Raw genomic sequence first — 19,420 nt, 5'->3', positions numbered from 1 at the left:
TTAAATAGTGTTAATGTGTTATAAATTGTTTATCTGTTGTTATTTATACTGTCTTTTGCTTTTTGACGTTCTTCAAGAATTTTCTTTTTTCTGTCTTCCAATTCTTTTTTTCTAGCTTCTCTTTCAGCTAATTTTTTTTGTCTATTTTCTTCAATAAGTTGTGCTTGGGTTTTGGTTTCTTCAACTGTTTCTTCTGTTGCTCCCGCTTTTGTTTCAACAGTTTTTGCTGTTTCTTCTGCTTTTACTTCAGAATCATTAGTTGTTTTTCTTTCGTCTAACTTATCTTGTTTTGCTTTTTCACGTTCTTCCAATATTTTTTGACGCTTTTCTTCGGATTCTTTTACTTTTGCTGCACGAGCATCTAAAATTTCTTGTCGGCGTTTTTCAACAGCACTTTCGCGTTCTGCTTTTTTCTCTTCTAATTCTTTTTCACGTGCTTCCAGTTCATAATTAATTTCTGGTACTAATTCTTCACCTTCAGCGGCTTTACGTTCAGCTTTTGTTTCCGCTTGGGTACGTTTTGCACTTCTTGTGATGCTTCGTATTATTTGATCGCTTAAATCAAATTGTTTTGCCGAATATAACATGACAGCATCCGATGATTTATCAAAAATAAAATCGTACTGTTTTGTTGCCGCCATATCTTGAACCGCTGCAAAAATTTGGTCTTGAATAGGCTGCATTAATTGTTTTTTCTGAATGAACAAATCGCCATTAGGTCCAAAGCGTTTTTGCTGATAATCTAAAATCTCCTTTTCTTCAAAAGAAATGTCTTCTTCGCGTTCATTAATAAGTTCTGCTGTTAAAAGAGCTTTTTCGTTGCTTAAGTCTTTTCGTTTTTGTTCTATGGTACTTAATTGGGCATCAATATCTTTTTTCCATTTATCAGCTTTTTCATTTAATTGCGCTGTAGCTTCTTGGTATTCTGGAATATTCTCTAAAATAAACTCGGTGTCAATATATCCTATTCTTGAACCACGTTGCGCATTCACCGAAAAAGAGGTTGCCATAAAAACTAATGTCAGTAAATAAAGAACGTTATTTTTCATCTGGTTGTGTTTATTGTTTTTATCTGACAGATGCAATTCGCATAAAAATATTTCTATAATTTTTGAAACTCCCGTTATGCTCATTTCATGTGTGTCTGTTTTTAATATCTAATTGGTTTTAAATTCTAAAAATCGACAGATAATTTTCATGCTTCTGTCACTTTTTTGAATTATATTTTCATCTGATTAATTTTATTATTTTTTCAATGGTCAGATGCAACTCGCAAATTAAACATTTTCAGATTAAATAAAAATTTTAGCTTGCTCATTTCAAAAATAACGAAATATAATTTCAAAAATTTTATTTGGCATTTAAATCATCAAAGTGTTATTAGAAAAAATCGTGCCAAATTAAAATTGTTGTCCAATTATGAAGTGTGTTTCCCATCCATGAGCTTTGGTTTCACCTAATGATTCTAAAGGATCGAACCCATGACCAAAGTCAATTCCTAATAAACCGAATGCTGGCATAAAGATGCGAATCCCTAAACCTGCAGAGCGTTTAATTTCAAAAGGATTATAGTCTCTAAAGTTATTATAGGATGCACCACCTTCTAAAAAGCCTAATGCGTAAATTTTTGCAGATGCTTTTAATGTAATAGGGTAGCGTAATTCCAATGAAAATTTATTGTAAATAGTGCCACCATCGTTATCAGATAATGATTGGTTAGGGTAACCACGTAGTGCAATCGCTTCTCTACCATCTAAACTATAAGTACCTAAACCATCACCACCTAAATAGAAACGTTCAAAAGGTATGACGCCTCTGTCATTATTATAGGCGCCTAGAAAACCGAATTCTGTACTTGGTCTTAATACCAAATCTTTGGTGATTTGAGTGTACCATTCGCCTTTAAAGTTTACTTTGTAGAATTCCAACCATTTGTAACGTTCCTGATCAATCTTAGCTAGTTCTGTAGCATCCTGATCTGTAACAGCTTGTTCTCTATCCTCTTTTAATTGTGAGTAATCTACACCATCAAATAATGAATAAGGAATGGATAGTTTTGCAGTAACACCAAATTTTGAACCTCCTGTTGGATAAATGGGATCAATGTTAGTATTATCTCTACTTAAACCAACTGTATATGATAAGTTATTTGCATACCCATCACCGAAAGTAAATAAGCCAGTGTTATAATTATTTAAATCGTAACGTTGATAACTAATGGCTTGTGATAATACAAAGAAATCATCAGGTACTTGTAAACGCTTTGCTAAACCAAAGGTAATACCTGTAATGTTGAAGCTTTTAGATTTATCAGCATTTCCAGTTGTGTAATCATATAAAAACTGCTTAGTATGTGATATAGATGTTGAAAATTGTACAGGGCGTTTGCCACCTAACCAAGGTTCGGAAAATGAAAAACTATAGGTTTGATAAAAACGGCTAGCTTGTAAGCGTAATGCTAATTTTTGACCGTCTCCCATTGGGATAGGCTTGTAGGCATCTTTTTTGAAGATGTCTTTAATAGAGAAGTTATTGAAGGACAACCCTAAAGTACCTATAAAGCCACCGCCACCATAACCACCTTGTAACTCAATTTGGCTAGACCCCGTTTCTTTAACCGAGTATTCCATGTCTATAGTACCCTCGTTTGGATTTGGATTGTTAAAGTTAGGTGATATTTCTTGAGCATCGAAGAATCCTAATTGACCAAGTTCCCTAACGGTACGTACCACATTAGCTTTGCTATATAGTTGACCAGGACGGGTTCTAATTTCTCGATATATAACGTGGTCGTTCGTTTTGTCGTTACCAACTATGGATACGTTGTTAAAATATGCAGGTTTACCTTCTGATATTCTAATTTCCATATCGATAACATTGTTGGTTGCGTTAACTTCAACTGGGTTAATGCTGGAAAACAAATAACCGCTGTTTTGATATAGGTTAGTTATATCATCTGCATCTGGTTTCGTATTATCTGCAATACGCTTTTGTAGCAAAACACCATTGTAGGTATCGCCTTTTCTAATGCGTAACATTCTGGTTAACTGCTCGTTTGTGTAAACGGTGTTTCCAATAAATGAAATGTCGCCAAAGGAGTATTGAGTACCTTCACTAACTCCTATTTTCAAGGAGATGGTTTTATCATCATTATAAATAATACTATCCGATAAAATACGCGCATCTCTATAACCATTCTCTTTGTATTTTTCAACAATATGGCCCAAATCTGCTTGATAAGAGGAGTCAATAAATTTAGAACGTTTTAAAATACGAAGACGATTGATTTTTTTAGTGCCTTTCATACTTTTACGAAGGTATTTATCACTTAATACTTCGTTGCCATTAAACACAATGTCTTTTATTTTTACTTTTTCACCTTTATCAATATTAAGAACCATATTAACTCGGGCTGTTGGCGTAGAATCTTTAACTTCAATAGTATTTATGTGTACTTTAGAGTTTAAAAAACCTTCTTTTTTATATTTTTTATTTAGGAAGTTTTTTGTGGTTGTGAGTAGGTTTTCGGTAACTTTTACACCTTTATTTAATTTGGTGTCTTTAATAATACCTTCGTGTTTGCCTTTTTTTACACCATTAATTTTCAATTCGTAAAGTTGTGGCAGGTCGGATAATCTGATTTCTAAATAAGCAACATTACCTTCTATTTTGGTAATGTAAATCTCGATATCACTAAATAATTTGGAGTTCCAAAGTTTTTTAATGGCATCGCCAATATCTTCACCAGGAATGGACATTTCCTTTCCTTTGCTTAAACCGGAGTAGGTTACAATGGTTTGCTCGCTAAATGAGGTGTTTCCAGAAACTGAAACTTCTCCTAAAATGTATTTTTTACCGTTGCTATATGGTAATTCCTGCGCTTGAATACTCATGCTGCTTACTAAAAGTAACACAGCACTACAATGTTTTAAAAATGTTGTCAAAGATAAAATATTAGCTAAGTTGTTCACTTGTTTTCCCAAATCGTCGTTCTCTTTTTTGATATTCAATAATAGCTTCATACAGATGCTGTTTTGTAAAATCTGGCCATAATACGCTAGTAAAATACAATTCGGCATAAGCTATTTGCCAAAGTAAAAAGTTGCTTATACGTTGTTCGCCACTGGTTCTAATAAGCAAATCTACGTCTGGTAAATTTCGCGTGTAAAGATGCTCATTTATAATTGATTCATCAATTTTTTCGAGCGAAATTATATTATTTTTAACTTTAAGACTAATCTCTTTAACAGTATTTAGCAATTCTTCACGTGAGCCGTAGCTTAAAGCTAGGGTTAAAGTCATTCGAGTATTGTTTTTTGTTTGGTCTATTACTTCGTGAAGTTCCTTATAAACTTTTTTAGGTAAAGTGCCTAAATTGCCTATGGCTGCTAGTTTTATATTATTGTCTTGAAGTGTTTTAATTTCTTTTTTCAGCGAAGAAACTAGAAGTTTCATAAGTGTTTGGACTTCTAATTTTGGGCGATTCCAATTTTCGGTTGAAAAAGCATAAAGTGTTAAGTTTTCAACTCCAAGTTCAGCGCAAGCTTCTACGGTTTGTTTGACGGATTTTGTGCCATTTTCATGACCAAAAGCACGCATCATGCCCTGTTGTTTTGCCCAACGACCATTGCCATCCATAATGATTGCAATGTGTTTGGGTAAATTTTTGCTTTGTACTGTTTCCTTTAAATCCATTTTAATTTACACAATAACATGGTTTTATACCAAATGTATAGGTTAGGGTGATGCCCGAAAAAACATACCAATCGTTATTATTTATATTGCCAAATCGGTATTGTTGATGGTCAACACTATCTGGTAAACTACCGTCTATCTCATCTGAAAATGTATAACGTGCACCTACCTCAGCGCCTATAATAATATTTCCTAATATATTTGTTTTATAACCTAAAACCATGGGGATGCCATATGCCCAACTATAATTGTTTTCACTGGTTTGTACACCATTAATAAAATAATAGTTTTGGTGATTAGCAACACTTAATCCTGTATATAAATAAGGTGTTCCAATTTTATGACCTGAGTGTAAATTGAAATCCATAAAAGTGAATTCCATACCAGCAGAAATTTCTAATAGATTGGTGTCTAGTTTATAATCTCTTTGTATACGTCGTGGATCATCCGATTTGTTGTCGCTTGCTTTTAAATCTGAATACATTAAAGAAACTCTCCACGAATGCCTTGGGCTTCTATTCCATTTATAAAGAATGCCCAATGTTGGACTGTTGGGGTTAATATAATCGGTAGCACCTACGTCGCCAATAAAATTACTACCACCTACAAATATGCCTAATTCGTTAATTTGGGAGTGGCTTAATTGAATGGTTAATATGCTTAATATCAATATGGTTAAATGCCTCATAAATATTCAAAAGTTTGCAAATATAATAAATAAGATTAGCCTAATGCAATTTGAGCTAAATTGTATTAGTGTAAAACAGTATTTATATGAAATTATTGTTTAATTCCGCTTATCTTCTCCCCAAAGTAGTTTTTTTCGAAGCGTATCTAAAAAGCTTTCATTTAAAAGATCAATCATTTTAATTTTAAAATCGGCTTTTTTAATTTTTATGATAGTACCATTTTCCAAGGTTGCTATTCTGGAATCCAATGAAATTAAATGGCTTTCTTCTCGACCTTCTACTCTTAATTGAATTTCGGTTGAATCTGGGATAATTAAAGGGCGCGCACTTAAATTATGTGGAGCAATAGGCGCCAACACAAAACTATTGGTATCTGGTGTAATTACGGGGCCACCACAGCTTAAAGAGTAACCTGTTGATCCTGTTGGTGTTGAAACAATTAAGCCGTCACTCCAATAGGAGGTTAAATATTCGTCGTTTAAATAGGTTTCTACAGTAATCATGGAAGTGGTATTCTTTCTGCTTACTGCAATTTCGTTTAAGGCGAAATTTAATGATTTAACATCCTCGTTTTCTGGCGATGTTTCTATGGAAAGCAAACTGCGTTCGGATATTTTATATTTACCATCTATAATGTTTTGGATGGCATTTTCTATTTGGTTTACTTGTATGGTAGCTAAAAAACCTAAACGCCCCGTATTGATTCCTACTATGGGAATGTCCATATCTTTTACAAAAATAATGGCGCGTAAAATGGTACCATCGCCACCAACACTTACCAAGAAATCGAACGATTTATCTAAAGTATCGAAGGTTTTAAACGATTTGTAATCGTCAAAATTAGGTGCTTCTTTTTTTATAAGATTGAAAAACTCGGTTTCAATATAGGCATCGGCGTTTTTCTTTAATAAATAATCGAATAACCGCTCTACCGAATCTGTAGTGGTTTTATTGTAAAATCGTCCAAAAACGGCAACCTTCATATGTTTAAATATTTGTTTAAATAATCCGATCTTTCTTTCAAGCTTTCCAAATAACTATCTTCCTCGTGTCCAGATACAATATCATAGCTGTAGCGACGGAAGGTTTGAATAATTTCATTAAGTCCAGTATTACCAATTTTTAAGGTAATTTGAATTAAGTCAGGCTCCATTTTAGATACATAGGCGCCCAACAATCTACCGCCGTTAGATTCTACTATTTGGCTAACTTCACTAAAGGAATAATCGTTAATGCCTTTTTCAATTACCAATATGCCTCCAGGATCGGAGAAAAAAGGCGAATCGCTAAATAAGCTAATAACTTCTTTCAATTCATAATAGCCCAAATACTTGTTTTGATTGTTTAAAACGGGCATAATATTAGTGGAATTTACAGCAAAAGCCTCTAAAACATCGAGCCATTGTGTAGAGTCGCGTACAAAAAAGTTTTCAATAGCATATTTGTAGTCGTTAAGCGTTTTATCGCCGTCAAAACAATGGGCATCGGTTTCAGAAAAACTTCCTAAATAGATGTTATCATCGTCTTGAATAGGAATATGCGAATAAGTTAATTGGTTAAACAATTGCTGCAAATCGCTTATTTTGCTATTACTATTTAATGGCTTTATGTCGTTAATAATAAATTCTGAAAGTTCCATTTTCCTATTTGTATGATTGCAAATTAATCAAAAAAAAAGCATATAAGCCTGTTCTACTTTGTATTTTTGTCATTTAAAACAGTGATACATGACAAAGTTAAGTGTAAATATCAACAAGATAGCAACTTTAAGGAATTCTAGAGGGGGCGATGTGCCCAATGTGGTTCAGTTTGCAAAAGATGTGCAACGTTTTGGTGCTGAAGGCGTAACGATACATCCAAGACCCGATGAGCGCCACATTCGTTACCAAGATGCCCGCGACTTAAAACCAGTTGTTTATACTGAATATAATATTGAAGGAAATCCTGTAAAATCGTTTCTAGATTTGGTTTTACAAGTGAAACCAACCCAAGTTACCTTGGTGCCAGATGCAGAAGATGCCATTACAAGTAACGCTGGCTGGGATACGATAAAGCACAAAGATTTTTTGGTGGATGTTATTAAAGAATTTCAGCAAAATGGCATAAGAACTTCTATTTTTGTAGACCCTGTTTTAGAACAAATTGAAGGAGCAAAAGCCACAGGAACCGATAGAATTGAACTGTACACCGAAGGTTTTGCACATCAATACAGTTTAGGAAATAAAGAAGCCATAGAGCCATATGCCGCTTGCGCTGAATTAGCTAATAGTTTGGGTTTAGGTATTAATGCAGGTCATGATTTATCGTTGGATAATATCCAGTTTTTTAAAGAAAACATTCCGGGATTATTGGAAGTTTCTATTGGGCATGCCTTAATTGCTGAAAGTTTGTATTTAGGTATTGAGAACGTTATCCAAATGTATCTTCATAAACTTAAATAATTCGTAAATAAAAAATCGTAAATCGTTAATCAGATAATGCTTTTACATTCAAATATTATAGGCGAAGGACAGCCGTTTATTATTCTTCATGGATTTTTAGGAATGAGTGATAACTGGAAAACACTTGGTATTCAATTTAGTGAACAGAACTATCAGGTGCATTTGGTCGATCAACGTAATCACGGTCATAGTTTTCATGATAACGAATTTAGTTATGAAGCTTTGGTGGAGGATTTGAGGCATTATTGCGATGCGCATCAACTTGAAAACATTATTTTACTAGGGCATTCTATGGGCGGAAAAACCGCTATGTTGTTTGCTGCTACATACCCAGAATTAGTTTCAAAATTAATTGTTGCTGATATTTCACCTCGTTTCTACCCCGTACATCACGATGGTATTTTAGACGGTTTAAGTGCCTTGAACTTTGATATCATTAAAAGTAGAGGGGAAGCCGATAAAATTTTAAGTGGTTATATTTCGAATATTGGAATCCGACAATTTTTACTAAAAAACCTCTATTGGGTTGAAAAAGGTAAGCTGGGGTTACGAATGAATTTGGAAGTTTTAAAAGAAGAAGTAGCCGAAGTTGGCGAGCCACTACCATCGCAAGCAACCTTTGAAAAAGATACTTTGTTCCTACGAGGTGATCGCTCAGAATATATTGGTGTTGATGATGAAAGTATTATAAAAGCTCATTTTCCACATGCTAAAATTGTTACTATATCAAATGCAGGGCATTGGTTGCATGCCGAAAATCCTAAAGATTTTTTTGACACGGTGATGCGGTTTGTAAGATAAAAAGTCTTAATATAGTATATTCAATTTTTTATTAAGAAATTATGAAAGTATGTTTTCTTTTTGTGTTGGTTTTCCTGTTTTCCATGTCTGTTTCAGGACAAAAGGAAAATATAAGCGACGGTCCTTTTGAACAATATCACAAAAATGGGCAATTAAAAACGGTAGGTCAATATAAAAATAAAGAACGTGTTGGTAAATGGACATCCTATTACGATAATGGTAATATTTCATCTACTTATAGTTACTCGGATGGAAAAAGAGATGAGGAAATTACAAACTACTATAAAAACGGTAATGCTAGATACGAAGTAAAAAAAATAAATGATGTTTTTGTAGTTAAAGGTTTTTACGAAAATGGAAAATTGTTTTACGAAAGAATACTAAACAAAGGATATTATAAAGAGTATTTTGAAGATGAAGCATTAAAAATTGAAAGTAATTACGTTGATGGTAGTTTGTCGGGTATTTGGAAACAGTATTATCCAACAGGGCAACTAGAATGGGAAGTAACTTATAAAAATGACAATAAAGAAGGCTTTTATAAACAATTTTACGAAAACGGTAAGTTAAAGTTAGAAGGAGAAACTAAAGAGGATTTAAAAGACGGTAACGAAAAACAGTATAATGAAAGTGGTAATTTAACATGGGCAGGAGACTATTCAAAAAACCAATTAGATGGTGTTTGGGAACATTCTGGTGTTGATGGTAGTTTAATTGAAAAAGTAAAATATAAAAACGGAGAACTTAAATCGGAAGGTAGCTTAATCGCATTAACCAATACTGAAATTCCAGATGGTGTAATAGAAAGAGTTCCAATATTTCCTGGTTGTGAAAGATTTTCAGGTAATATGCTAAAAAAAACATGTATGTCCCAAAATATAGCACGTTTTGTTTCTGAAAGATTTAATACATCATTTGGGTCAGAACTTGGTTTAACCGGAAAGCAAAAAATATATGTTATCTTTAAAATAGACAAAACAGGAGGGGTAACAGGTGTAGATGCAAAATCAAATCACATTTCTCTTAATGCAGAAGCTATTCGTATTATAGGCTTACTGCCAAAAATGACGCCAGGGGTTGTTCGTGGTAAACCCGTAGTTGTGCCTTATAGTTTGCCTATTACCTTAGATTTAAAAAATGTTAAACCTAAATAAAACTAAAACAATACATTATGAGTGTTATCCTTAAACTTTTATTAACCGCATTAGCCGTATTTATTTTAGCCTATTTTTTGCCAGGTGTAGATTTATCTGGCGATGTTTAGGTTAATGCCATCATAGTCGCTATTGTTTTAGCTATATTAAATGTATTGGTAAAACCCATATTGGTTATTTTAACACTGCCAATTACAGTAGTCACTTTAGGTTTATTTCTATTAATAATCAATGCGTTAATTATTTTATTGGCCGATAAATTAATCGAAGGTTTTTCAGTGAGTAGTATCTGGACAGCCATACTGTTTAGTATTTTGCTTTCCATACTTCAATCTTTTCTGCATTCGCTTTTAAAAGAAGATAAAAAACCGCTTTAAATCAAGCGGTTAAAAACTTTGTCGGGTTGCAAAAATGTTATATTTTTGCAACCCGATTTTGATTAAATAAATTTCGGTTACAAAAGAATAAATATTTGTTAAATGCCTTAAAGGGCTTTATATCATTTAAAATGAATATTACAAGAGAAAACGTTGATGCATTAAATGCTGTAGTAAAAGTAGATATCGCTAAAGAAGATTATAGCGCTAAAGTGGAAAAAATCTTAACAGATTATCGTAAAACAGCAAACATCCCTGGTTTTAGAAAAGGTCAAGTACCAATGGGAATGGTTAAAAAGCAATACGGAAAAGCAGTATTGGTTGATGAAGTAAACAAATTATTGCAAGATGCGTTAAACAAATATCTTACTGAAGAAAAGTTAGATGTTTTAGGGCAACCACTACCAAAGCCACAAGACGCCATTAACTGGGATGCAGAAACATTATCGTTTGAATTTGAATTAGGTTTAGCTCCAGAATTTGAAGTTAATTTAAAGGCTAAAGATGCTATCACGCAATATAATATTATTGCCGATGATAAAATGATTAACGAGCAAATTGAGCGTATTCAAAAACAATACGGAAAATTAATTTCTCAATCTGTAGTAGAAAAAGATAGTGAAATTACAGGTGTTTATAAAAATGAAGAGCGCGAAATAGAGAACAAAGTAACGTTGACTTTAGATAAATTTAAAGGAAAAGCTACTGAAAAACAATTTATTGGCGCTAAAGTTGGCGATGTTATTACATTACAAACTAAGGGTCTTTATGAAGATGATCATGAATTAATGCACGCTTTAAAATTAGGTCATGATGATGTACATGGTTTAGATATTGAAGTTAGTTTTACAATTTCTGAAATCAATACACGTGAACTTGCCGATTTAGATCAAGAATTATTTGATAAATTATTTGGAAAAGATACTGTAAAATCTGTTTCAGAAGTAAAAGAGAAAATTAAAGAAGACGCTGAAAAACAATTTGCTCAACAAGCTGATCAGAAATTTTTAAATGATGTTACCGAGTATTTAGTTGAAAACACGAAGTTCGATTTACCTGCTGAGTTTTTACAAAAATGGATGCAAACTGCTGGTGAGCAACCATTAGATAGCGATCAAGCAAAAGAAGAATACGAAAAATCTGAAAAAAGCTTACGTTACCAATTAATTGAAGGTAAGTTAATTACGGATAACAATATTCAAATAACTATGGATGACATTAAAAATCATTCAAGAGACATGATAAAAGCACAAATGGCACAATTTGGTCAAATGAATCCTTCTGATAAAGAATTGGATGATATTGCTGCTCGTATTTTATCAAACCAAGAAGAAGCACGTCGTATTTCAGAACAGTTAGTAAGTCAAAAATTATTAGCGCTTTACAAAGAGAAAGCAAATCTTAAAGTAAAAGAATTAAGTTACGAAGATTTTGTAAAGGAAGTTTACGGAGATAAATAATCCTGTGCCTTTAAAGAATAATTCATTATATTTAGGCGCTATAATTAGCAAATTATAGCGCCTAATTTGTTGAGTACATTTAGCTTCAAAATATTAAAATCAGTTTTTAAGTGTTCGTTTTAAAATCACTCATTTGATAATTAGGAATTTAACCTAAAATAACAACAAGTAATAATTATGGATTACGCAAAAGAATTTGAAAAATTCGCGATAAAAGATCAAGGAATAAGCAGTACCTACTACAATAAAATCATGAGTAGTATGTACCCAACAAGCTTAACACCCAATATTATCGAAGAACGCCAAATGAACATCGCTATTTTCGATGTGTTTTCTCGTTTAATGATGGATCGTATCATTTTTATGGGAACAGCCATTAACGACCAAGTAGCAAATATTATTCAGGCACAACTACTATTTTTAGAAAGTACAGACTCGTCAAAAGACATCCAAATTTATATTAACTCTCCTGGAGGAAGTGTGTATGCAGGCTTAGGTATTTATGATACGATGCAATTCATAAAACCAGATGTTGCTACTATTTGTACAGGTATGGCCGCATCTATGGGTGCTGTTTTATTATGTGCAGGTGCTAAAGGAAAGCGAAGTGGTTTAACACATTCCCGTGTTATGATTCACCAACCATTAGGTGGCGCACAAGGGCAAGCAAGTGATATTGAAATTACAGCAAGAGAAATATTAATTTTAAAAGAAGAACTTTATAAAATTATAAGTAAGCATACAGGACAAGATTACGACAAAGTATATAATGATAGCGATAGAGATTACTGGATGAAAGCCGACAAAGCTAAAGAATACGGTATGATTGATGAAATTTTAGCACGTAATTAAATAATAATTCGTAATTTTAAAGAATTGTTATAGAGGGATTTATAATTTTAATTCCCCTAAAATATAAAGATTAATGGCAAAAGAAGAATTGGAATGTTCGTTTTGCGGCCGTAAAAAGCCAGAAACGAATTTATTAATAGCAGGGTTAGATGCTCATATATGCGATAGATGTATAGAGCAAGCGCACGGTATTGTGCTAGAAGAATCGAAGCAAAGTGAAAGCAGCGATTTATCGGCAGAATTAAAACTACGCAAACCTCAACAAATCAAGGCATTTTTAGACGAGTATATTATTGGACAAAACATGACTAAAAAAGTGATGTCTGTTGCAGTATATAATCATTATAAGCGTTTATTACAACCTGTTACAAAGGATGATATTGATATACAAAAAAGTAATATCATTATGGTCGGTCAAACAGGTACAGGGAAAACTTTAGTTGCCAAAACAATAGCTAGAATGCTTAATGTGCCTCTAGCAATCGTTGATGCGACTGTTTTAACAGAAGCAGGTTATGTTGGTGAAGATGTTGAAAGCATTTTAACCCGATTATTACAAGCGGCTGATTATAATTTAGAAAAGGCAGAAAAAGGTATTGTTTTTATTGATGAAATTGATAAAATTGCTCGTAAAAGTGATAACCCATCTATTACCAGAGATGTTTCTGGTGAAGGGGTTCAACAAGCCCTTTTAAAACTTTTAGAAGGTACTATTGTTAATGTGCCACCAAAAGGAGGCCGTAAGCATCCAGACCAAAAATTTATTGAAGTTAACACCGAAAATATATTGTTTATAGCAGGTGGTGCTTTTGACGGAATAGAACGTCACATATCAAAACGTTTAAACATGCAAGCGGTTGGATATAGTGCTTCAAAATCTGAAGAGGTTGTAGATCAAGATCACTTACTTCAATATATCATACCAAAAGATTTAAAAGACTTTGGATTAATTCCAGAGATTATTGGACGTTTACCTGTGCTTACATACATGGATCCGTTAGATGCCAAAACATTAAGAGCTATTCTTACAGAACCTAAAAACGCCATTATTAAGCAATATCAAAAGTTGTTTTCTATGGATGATATTGACTTTACCATAACCGATGGCGCTTTAGACCATATTGTAGACAAAGCTATTGAATACAAATTAGGAGCAAGAGGTTTACGTTCACTTTGTGAAGAGGTTTTAACAGATGCTATGTTTGAAATGCCGAGTAGTAACGATAAAAAATTAAATGTTACTAAAACTTATGTTGAAGATAAATTGGTTAAAACCACTTTAAAGAAACTAAAGGCGGTTTCATAAAATTCAAAAAAAACATTTATAAAAAAACCACGCTGATAAGCGTGGTTTTTGTTTTTTATGGAAATTAATTATTAATAAAGGACATTACGAGGATTATTCATGGTGTTTTTAAAAACTTTCTTAAAAGTATATTTATTTTAGTTCTTCACAATGTTCTTATAGCTGCTTTTAGATGATAGGACGAAATACTCGTTTAATAACTTTTAGGCAATGTGTTTTGTCGTTACTTCATTTTCCTAATTATAGAATAGGTGTTTTTTATTTCTATAAATCTTATAAAAATGTAATATAATACATTATTTTTGCATGTAAACTACTTACAATACGTAACGTGATAAGAATTGTCGTTTGTGTTTTTTTTCTGTTCTCAATGCCTTGGTGCTATGCACAAAAAGCTATGATACAAGGTAAAATAGTAGATGAAACAACCCATAATGGCTTACCGTATGCCGAAGTGACAATAAGCAATATTACACCTAAAGATAGCGTGTATGGCGTTATAACAAATGCGGCGGGAAGTTTTAAAATCTCAAAAATTCCTTATGGATCCTACCAATTGGTTGTTAGTTTTATGGGATATGCTAACCATAAGAAAGAAATTATGGTGAATACACCTACTTTAGAACTCGAAACTATTTTGTTAAAAGAAAAATCAGAAAAATTATCAGAAGTTTTGGTAAAAACATCAAAGCCTTCAATTCAATATAAAGTAGATAGGCAGGTTATAAATGCTTCTAGCTTTCCTTCTGCAAGCGTCGCTATGGATTTGTTAACTAACATTCCTTCATTACAAGTAGATGTAAACGATAATTTAAAATATCGCGGCGATGGTATTTTTAAGGTGTACATTAATGGGCATCCCGTACAAAATGGTACTGATAAACTAAGACAAATATCTGCAGATTTAATTGATAAAATTGAAATTATTACTAATCCTTCGGTAGTATATGGTTCAGAAGGTACTGCGGGTATTATACAGGTTTTATTGAAGAAGAACAGACTGCAAGGCTATGCTATAAATGCAAATAGTAAGGTTTCTACTTTAGGAGACGCCAATGGTTATTTGTCATTAGATAAAAAATCTGAAAAATGGGGCTGGTATTTTAATGCGACCGGTGGAGAAAGCGTTTGGTCCCAATTAGATGTGGTTAAAGAACAAACAGTTATTCACGGTTTATTGTCTTACAGCACGAACATTAACCAAAGTGAAAAAAATGGGCAAAAAAATCTATATATCGAGGCTGGATTTAATTATGACCTTACCGATAAAGATTATTTAGATTTAACATTTACACTTAATCCTATCAAAACGAATCAATTTAATGATGATTTAGGAGCTGTTATTGCTCAAAAAAACAGCATTATAGATACTGGTTTACAAGAAATAGAATCCTATCTTCTTAAATCAAATCGCATTACTAAATATCATTACATAGGCGGAAATCTAAATTTTTCACATTATTTTAATAAGGATAAAACACATAAACTTAGTGCTTATGCAGACGTGTCTAGTTATCTCAGTCCTTACACTGAAAGACAATTAGATGAAAAACAATTTGTTTCAGAAACTGAAAGGCTTGGCTATTACAATTATGAAAAAAATGAATTTGTTTTAAATGCTAAATTAGAGTATAATTACCCTATTACAGATGAAACGACTTTGGATGCAGGAATCGAAATGGATTTAGATGATATTCCTGAAATAGGATCAACAAGTGGTACGTTTGATGCTGATGATAACTTAATACCGTTTTCTAACCAACGAAATGAACAGCGTATCGATTTTATGCAAAATGTTTATTCTGGATTTTTAAATATAAAAAGTAGCTGGAAAAAGTTTGAATATCAATTTGGTTTAAGAATGGAACATACCGATACAAAATCTAATTATCAATATGTTTCTATTGATGGAGAGAACATATTTGTGCCTGCACAACATAATTTTTCTAAATTTTTCCCCAGTTTACATCTATTGTATAATTTGAATGATAATACACAATGGGTCGCAAATTATACACGTAGAATTAACAGGGCGTCCTATTACGCTCTAGTACCAGTAGTGGAGTATGCGGATATTACAACCTATTATACGGGTAACGCAGACATAAAACCATCATATATTAATGCTTATGAAATGGGATTTAAAAATACTTGGAACGATAAGAGTTTTTTAAGCATTCAAGTTTTTCATAGGAAAACTATCGATGTTATTGAATATTTTAATTATGCCGACGAAGAAGGTAAATTAATTAATACACCAGAAAATGTAGGGGATTCTTATAGTACAGGATCGGAATTTATGGGAAACTTTAAATGTAATGTTTGGTGGGAAACGAATGTTAGTATTTCGCTTTTTATGTATAAAATACATGTTAACTTTATGGATGATGACTATTCAAAAAATCAATTTAACCATAATTTTAAATGGAATAATACATTTAATTTTCTTGGGGACTATTCATTAAGACTTAATATGGATTATAATGGCCATCGGTTTCAGCCCAAAGTTATACAGAAAGTGCTTTAAATGCATCCATATCATTAAAAAAATCCTTTTGGAAAGAATCCTGTTCATTCACATTGTCTGGAAATAATATATTTGATACCAATAAAATAGATAGTAAAAAAAATGGGGTTAATTTCAGTACAGCTCAAAGTTATAGTTACAAGCCATCTGTAGCCTTAAAAATAGCTTATAAACTAGATAAGCAAAATTGATTAATCCTAAAACTAAAAATTCAACCTTATCAAATCATCTAAATACAAACGTGTGTTCGAAAGTCTAGGTACTTTGTGTTGCCCTCCTAATTTATTGTTTTGTTTTAACCAATCGTAAAACAAATTTTTGCGGGCAATATGTATTTTAGGTTTGTTAAGGGTGATGTTATTATATCGTTTTGCTTCATAATCGGAATTTAATGCTTTCAATGCATTGTCAAACAATTCATTAAAATAATGAATGTCTTTAGGGGGTGTTTTAAATTCAATAATCCATTCGTGTCCACCCTTTTCTTTACCTTCCATAAAAATAGGGGCCGCCGTATAATCAACAATTTCAGCTTTTGTTTTTTTACACGCTTTTCTAAGAGCATCTTCGGCATTTTCTATAATAAGTTCTTCACCAAATACATTTATAAAATGTTTAGTTCTGCCAGAAACTTTAATTCTATAGGGATTTAAACATGTAAATTTAACGGTATCACCAATTTTGTAGCGCCATAAACCCGCATTGGTGGTAATGATAACAGCATAATTTTGGTTAAGTTTTACTTCGCTAAGCGGAATGGCTTTTTCGGCTTCGGTAGCATAAATATCCATGGGAATAAATTCGTAAAAAATACCGTAATCTAGCATTAAAAGTAGTTCGTTAGAATTATTTTGATCTTGAATAGCAAAAAATCCTTCCGAAGCATTATAAATTTCATAATACTTGAAATCCTTTTTTGGTAGTATTTTTTTATACTGGTCTTTATAAGGCGTGAAACTTACGCCTCCATGAAAGTAGACTTCCAAATTAGGCCAAACATCGTGCAGGTTTTGTTTTCCAGTAGTTTCTAAAACGTTATTAAGCAGTACAAGCATCCAAGAAGGTACACCAGCAAGACTTGTTACGTTTTCATTCATGGTTTCGTTTACAATAGCTTGCATTTTGTGTTCCCAGTTACTCATTAAAGAAACTTTGTTGCTAGGGGTGCTGCTAAATTCGGCCCAAAATGGCATGTTGTCAATTAAAATGGCAGATAAATCACCAAATACAGTCCCGTTTTCTCGGTATAATTCTTTACTTCCGCCTAAGCGTAAAGATTTACCTGTAAATAATTGTGAATCTTCATTATTGTTTAAGTACATGCACAATAAATCTTTACCCGCAGCATAATGGCAATCTTCAAGCGATTCTTCACTAACGGGAATAAATTTACTTTTAGCACGTGTTGTACCACTGGATTTTGCAAACCATTTTATAGGCGTGGGCCAAAATAAATTGGTTTCTCCTTTCATGGAACGTTCTATAACATCTTGCCAACCGTCGTAGTTCTTTATAGGAATACGCTCTGCAAAGGTTCTATAATTTTTAATGGAAGCAAAATCGTATTCTTTACCAATTTTTGTGTCTTTCGCAATATCTAAAAGCTCTAGTAGTAATTCGTTTTGTACTTCGTTGGGGTATTTTAAAAACAATTCAATTTGGTGAAAACGCTTTTTTAAGAACCAAGAAGCAATGGAATTTACTATAGGGATTGGCATATTTGTTTTATCTTTAAGTTCTTAAAAATAATACTTTTTTTTATGACTTACCAAGGTGTTTTAACAAAAATGGAAACAGAATTTTCAAGCCCTATCGCCTACTATTTGGTGTTTGAAAACGACTTTTTAAATATGAACCAGTTATTGGGTAAAACCATTACTATTCAGTTTGTTAAATACCAATGTTTAAGCTGTGGAATGGATAAACCTATTTACAGACAAGGCTTTTGTAAGAGCTGTTTTTTTGAAATCCCGCAAGCGGCCGATTGGATTATGCGCCCAGAATTAAGTACGGCACATCTAAATAAAGAAGATCGTGATTTAGAATATGAAAAAAAAGTACAGCTACAACCACATATTGTATATTTAGCCAACTCTAGTAATGTAAAAGTGGGTGTTACCAGAAAAAGCCAGGTGCCAACCCGTTGGATAGACCAAGGGGCGCACGAAGCTATTGAAATTGTTGAAGTGCCAAACCGTTATTTGGCAGGTATTACCGAGGTGGCTTTAAAAGACCATGTAGGCGATAAAACCAATTGGAGAACCATGCTTAAAAATGATATTGTAGATGAAAATTTAGTAGAATGGCGCGAACGCTTGAAACAATACATTCCAGATGAAGCTAAAGATTATTTTATTGAAACCAATACCGAAACTAATATTGAGTTTCCTGTTGAAAAATACCCAGTAAAGCCAAATAGCTTAAACATCATTAAATCCCAAAGTTACACTGGAAAACTTACAGGTATAAAAGGACAGTATCTTATTTTTGAAGATGATACGGTTTTTAATGTTCGTAGCAACGAAGGTTTGGTAGTTTCTCTTAGTATTTTATAAATTAGAAAAAATATTCCTAATGTTAAACTTATATAGGAGCTTTTTTAGTTAGGCAGATATATGAAAAATATAGCGGCCTAAATTGAAGCCTAATACAAATAAAACAAACCCAATGGCAAGTAGAGTTATTACAAAACTCAATAAATTGTCTTTGAGGTATCTGCTTAATTTGTTGGTTATTATGGTCATAATTTCAAGTGTTATTGATAAACTAAATTAATAAAAAAAAATCCCATTTACAAATTTAATGCAAATGGGATTTATCTATTTTCATCTAAACATCTAAACATCTAAACATCTAAACATCTAAACATCTAAACATCTAAACATCTAAACATCTAATGTCTAAATATCTTCTTGATCTCTTAAATTTTGAATATAAGATGCTTTTTGTACTTCACGTCTTCTTTTAACAGATGGTTTTGTAAAAAATTGAGCCTCTCTTAAATTTTGCATCACTTTAATATTACGGTGTTTTCTTTTATAGCGTTTTAAGGCGCGTTCTATATTTTCGCCTTCTTTAATAATAATTTTTAACATGTATAATTTTTGATTTATTGATT

At 32.5% G+C, this 19,420-nt stretch carries 15 protein-coding genes and 2 pseudogenes; 9 read left to right on the top strand and 8 right to left on the bottom strand.

The window, feature by feature from the left end; genetic code table 11:
- Positions 1–29: 29 nt before the first annotated feature.
- The 6 genes from EV196_RS12245 to EV196_RS12220 all read right to left on the bottom strand — a co-directional run bounded on the left by EV196_RS12245 (position 30) and on the right by EV196_RS12220 (position 7,023).
- Positions 30–1,049 (bottom strand): OmpH family outer membrane protein, encoded by a 1,020-nt coding sequence (locus tag EV196_RS12245; RefSeq protein WP_132218044.1) that lies wholly within the window; start codon positions 1,047–1,049, stop codon positions 30–32.
- Between the two features lie 351 nt (positions 1,050–1,400).
- Entirely contained in the window at positions 1,401–4,022 is a 2,622-nt protein-coding gene (locus EV196_RS12240) for a BamA/OMP85 family outer membrane protein (RefSeq protein ID WP_132218043.1), read from the bottom strand.
- A complete protein-coding gene (locus EV196_RS12235) occupies positions 3,955–4,695 on the bottom strand; it encodes an isoprenyl transferase (RefSeq protein ID WP_132218042.1) in 741 nt (246 codons plus the stop codon). The genes EV196_RS12240 and EV196_RS12235 overlap by 68 nt, the downstream gene beginning before the upstream one ends.
- 1 nt (position 4,696) lies before the next feature.
- On the bottom strand, positions 4,697–5,383 hold the full coding sequence (porG, locus tag EV196_RS12230) for a type IX secretion system protein PorG (RefSeq protein ID WP_132218041.1): 687 nt from the start codon (positions 5,381–5,383) through the stop codon (positions 4,697–4,699).
- A gap of 99 nt (positions 5,384–5,482) precedes the next feature.
- Positions 5,483–6,367, bottom strand: a complete 885-nt coding sequence (locus EV196_RS12225; protein WP_132218040.1) for an NAD kinase — start codon at positions 6,365–6,367, stop codon at positions 5,483–5,485.
- On the bottom strand, positions 6,364–7,023 hold the full coding sequence (locus EV196_RS12220; protein ID WP_132218039.1) for a CBS domain-containing protein: 660 nt from the start codon (positions 7,021–7,023) through the stop codon (positions 6,364–6,366). Before EV196_RS12220 ends, EV196_RS12225 begins: the two co-directional genes overlap by 4 nt.
- 88 nt (positions 7,024–7,111) lie before the next feature.
- Between EV196_RS12220 and EV196_RS12215 the strand changes: the two genes are divergently transcribed.
- From EV196_RS12215 to EV196_RS12180, 8 genes and pseudogenes are all read left to right on the top strand, one after another.
- A complete protein-coding gene (locus EV196_RS12215) occupies positions 7,112–7,825 on the top strand; it encodes a pyridoxine 5'-phosphate synthase (protein ID WP_132218038.1) in 714 nt (237 codons plus the stop codon).
- A 36-nt stretch (positions 7,826–7,861) separates the two neighbouring features.
- Entirely contained in the window at positions 7,862–8,626 is a 765-nt protein-coding gene (locus EV196_RS12210) for an alpha/beta fold hydrolase (protein ID WP_132218037.1), read from the top strand.
- 41 nt (positions 8,627–8,667) lie between these two features.
- On the top strand, positions 8,668–9,780 hold the full coding sequence (locus EV196_RS12205) for a hypothetical protein (protein WP_132218036.1): 1,113 nt from the start codon (positions 8,668–8,670) through the stop codon (positions 9,778–9,780).
- A 17-nt stretch (positions 9,781–9,797) separates the two neighbouring features.
- Positions 9,798–10,157 (top strand): annotated as a pseudogene (locus tag EV196_RS12200) (phage holin family protein).
- 131 nt (positions 10,158–10,288) lie between these two features.
- A complete protein-coding gene (gene tig, locus EV196_RS12195) occupies positions 10,289–11,617 on the top strand; it encodes a trigger factor (protein ID WP_132218035.1) in 1,329 nt (442 codons plus the stop codon).
- A 177-nt stretch (positions 11,618–11,794) separates the two neighbouring features.
- A complete protein-coding gene (gene clpP, locus EV196_RS12190; protein ID WP_132218034.1) occupies positions 11,795–12,469 on the top strand; it encodes an ATP-dependent Clp endopeptidase proteolytic subunit ClpP in 675 nt (224 codons plus the stop codon).
- A 73-nt stretch (positions 12,470–12,542) separates the two neighbouring features.
- On the top strand, positions 12,543–13,775 hold the full coding sequence (gene clpX, locus EV196_RS12185) for an ATP-dependent Clp protease ATP-binding subunit ClpX (RefSeq protein WP_132218033.1): 1,233 nt from the start codon (positions 12,543–12,545) through the stop codon (positions 13,773–13,775).
- Positions 13,776–14,145: 370 nt separating this feature from the next.
- Positions 14,146–16,493, top strand: a pseudogene (locus tag EV196_RS12180) (TonB-dependent receptor domain-containing protein).
- Positions 16,494–16,505: 12 nt separating this feature from the next.
- On the opposite strand, the gene EV196_RS12170 reads toward EV196_RS12180, so the two are convergent.
- Entirely contained in the window at positions 16,506–18,020 is a 1,515-nt protein-coding gene (locus tag EV196_RS12170; RefSeq protein ID WP_132218031.1) for a GH3 auxin-responsive promoter family protein, read from the bottom strand.
- 42 nt (positions 18,021–18,062) lie between these two features.
- On the opposite strand from EV196_RS12170, the gene EV196_RS12165 reads away from it, so the two are divergent.
- Positions 18,063–18,857: a DUF2797 domain-containing protein gene (locus tag EV196_RS12165; RefSeq protein WP_132218030.1), complete on the top strand. Its 795-nt coding sequence runs from the start codon at positions 18,063–18,065 to the stop codon at positions 18,855–18,857.
- Positions 18,858–19,202: 345 nt separating this feature from the next.
- Here the strand turns inward: EV196_RS12165 and rpsU are convergent, their stop codons facing one another.
- On the bottom strand, positions 19,203–19,397 hold the full coding sequence (gene rpsU, locus EV196_RS12160; RefSeq protein ID WP_132218029.1) for a 30S ribosomal protein S21: 195 nt from the start codon (positions 19,395–19,397) through the stop codon (positions 19,203–19,205).
- Positions 19,398–19,420 lie beyond the last annotated feature (23 nt).

Origin of the sequence: Mariniflexile fucanivorans, from assembly GCF_004341235.1 — a bacterium.
GTDB lineage: Bacteria > Bacteroidota > Bacteroidia > Flavobacteriales > Flavobacteriaceae > Mariniflexile > Mariniflexile fucanivorans.
This window is presented reverse-complemented; position numbering and strand designations above follow the sequence as displayed.